Annotated in this window: 2 protein-coding genes and 1 pseudogene; all 3 read right to left on the bottom strand. The window is 66.3% G+C overall.

Annotation, left to right across the window (positions count from 1 at the left end):
- Positions 1-91 precede the first annotated feature (91 nt).
- Complete coding sequence (locus ACFY8O_RS34420; protein ID WP_387909355.1) at positions 92-559, bottom strand: NUDIX hydrolase; 468 nt, start codon at positions 557-559, stop codon at positions 92-94.
- A gap of 108 nt (positions 560-667) precedes the next feature.
- Positions 668-1,085 (bottom strand): annotated as a pseudogene (locus ACFY8O_RS34425) (transposase family protein); the annotation flags it as partial.
- Positions 1,040-1,207: a hypothetical protein gene (locus ACFY8O_RS34430; protein WP_387909357.1), complete on the bottom strand. Its 168-nt coding sequence runs from the start codon at positions 1,205-1,207 to the stop codon at positions 1,040-1,042. The pseudogene ACFY8O_RS34425 and the gene ACFY8O_RS34430, both read right to left, overlap by 46 nt.
- Between the last annotated feature and the right edge of the window lie 639 nt (positions 1,208-1,846).

Below are 1,846 nucleotides of genomic sequence, written 5' to 3' on the forward strand. Positions count from 1 at the left end.
CCGCTACGAGAAACGCGCCTACATCTACCTCGGTACCGTCACGCTCGCAGCACTCGTTATCTGGCTCAGAACATGATCCGAGAAACAGTGCCTAGTGCTGGATCAGGCCGTCGACCGGGACAGGATCGACGTGGCCTGTTGCCGGAAGGGCCTGGGCCAGGGAGAGGCCGATGTCAACCAGCGATGACCGGCGCAGGCCGGGGACGTCGGAGAGATCGGTCCAGACCGACTCGGTAATCTCGCCGTTCGTCTCCGGCCGGAGTCGGTCGCCGGTGATGTGGACGCGATAGAAAACGCCGACATTCTGATGCTCGACTCCCGCATGAGCTTCGGCCGCGGGGATGACCCGTGAGTCCACGCCCAGCAGGCGATCGACGACCGCGATGCAGCCCGTCTCCTCGGCGACTTCCCGGATCACCGCATCAAATGGATCTTCGCAGTGTTCGACCCTGCCGCCCGGAAGGGTCCAGTTGCTCTCGCCATTCGGTGGCATATGACGGGCGAGCAGGGCACGCCCGTTCTCGATACACACGGCATACGCCGCCAACCGAAAACTCATCCTCGTACCTCCAACCCGGATCCTATCCAACGTCCACGATCCGAGCACCGTGCGGCAAGTGGAGCCAGATAAACTCCGTTTTTCCGCACAGCACTTGAACTCGTCGGCCGCGAGAGCGGCGGGAATGCCATGGGTCCGGGGCTCGATCAGATCGTGCGCGGCTCCGGGTAGCACGTCCGAAGCCCAGATCAGACGGCCGGCTGGATGCGCGAGGACCTGCACGTTCATCCCGTGGTGCTTCTTCTTCCCGAGTAATACGGTCGATCGGCGGCACGGTGCCGTCCAGGATCACATACGCCTCCTTCCGTACCGTCGTCATAGCCTTTCCCAGCGTGGACGCCTGAGCGGCCAGGAGGTCGACGGCCTCGCGTATGTACCGGTAGACCGTCGCGATCCCGACGCGAAAAGCCGCTGCGAGACAGCCGTAGGTGTCGCCGCAGCGCAGATGGGCCAGGACGAGCAGGGCCTGCCGACCACAGGTCAGGCGACGCCACCGGGAGCCGATGCGACGACGGTTGCCTGCGAGGAGCGATCCAGCCCCTGTGACCCCAGCACCAGCAGGTCCATGAAAGCGGCGGCCTCGACGAATACCGGATCGACCGCCTCGTACGAGCTGACGCCCCCATAGACGTCTATGCCAGGCGGCATCGGCGGAAGCCGAACACGCGCGGATTTTCCAGTTCTTCATGCGGGCGAAGGTGTGCTCGACGCGGGCGCGTCGGTCGAAGCCGACGCCGCGCCCGCACACCTCGTGCCCCGCAGTGGCTTCGACGGCAGCATGATCACCTGCAACTGCCGGGACATCTTCCCGGCATGGCGCGAGCAGTTGGCCGAAGGCGGTCGCCTGGTCATGCCGCTGGAGGTGGGCGGCTACCCCCGGGCGGATCGAGTTCGCGGGGCGCAACAAAACGCTGCACGCCCGCAGCTTCACCCACTGCGGGTCTGTCCGCGACACGGGCAGCAAGGTCGCTCGGTCCCGGTCGTCTCCTTGCTTGACGGAGCGCTGGTACTGCGCTTCGACGACGGTTCCGCCGCCAAGACGGCAAGCCTGGAGGAGGTACTGACCTGGCAGCCCCTGGCGAGACTGGAGCTGCACGATGATCCGCCCCGACCGACTGCGGCCTCTGTGGCGGTTTCGGACGATGCGCTGCTCGGGCCCGGGCCACCCACTACGCCCGCTACCGTCCCGGCCTCCCGGACACCGCGGTTCACCTCCTGGCCTCCGTCTTGTCCCGCCTCCCTTATCGCTGCACGGGGATCCGTACCCGGGCACGGGCGAGCAAGCCG

Origin of the sequence: Streptomyces argenteolus (assembly GCF_042902585.1) — a bacterium.
Taxonomy (GTDB): Bacteria; Actinomycetota; Actinomycetes; order Streptomycetales; family Streptomycetaceae; genus Streptomyces; species Streptomyces argenteolus.

Coding starts and splice junctions, on each gene's coding strand:
- ACFY8O_RS34420 (WP_387909355.1), bottom strand. CDS start 559: ATGAGTTTTCGGTTGGCGGCGTATGCCGTGTGTATCGAGAACGGGCGT.
- ACFY8O_RS34430 (WP_387909357.1), bottom strand. CDS start 1,207: ATGCCGCCTGGCATAGACGTCTATGGGGGCGTCAGCTCGTACGAGGCG.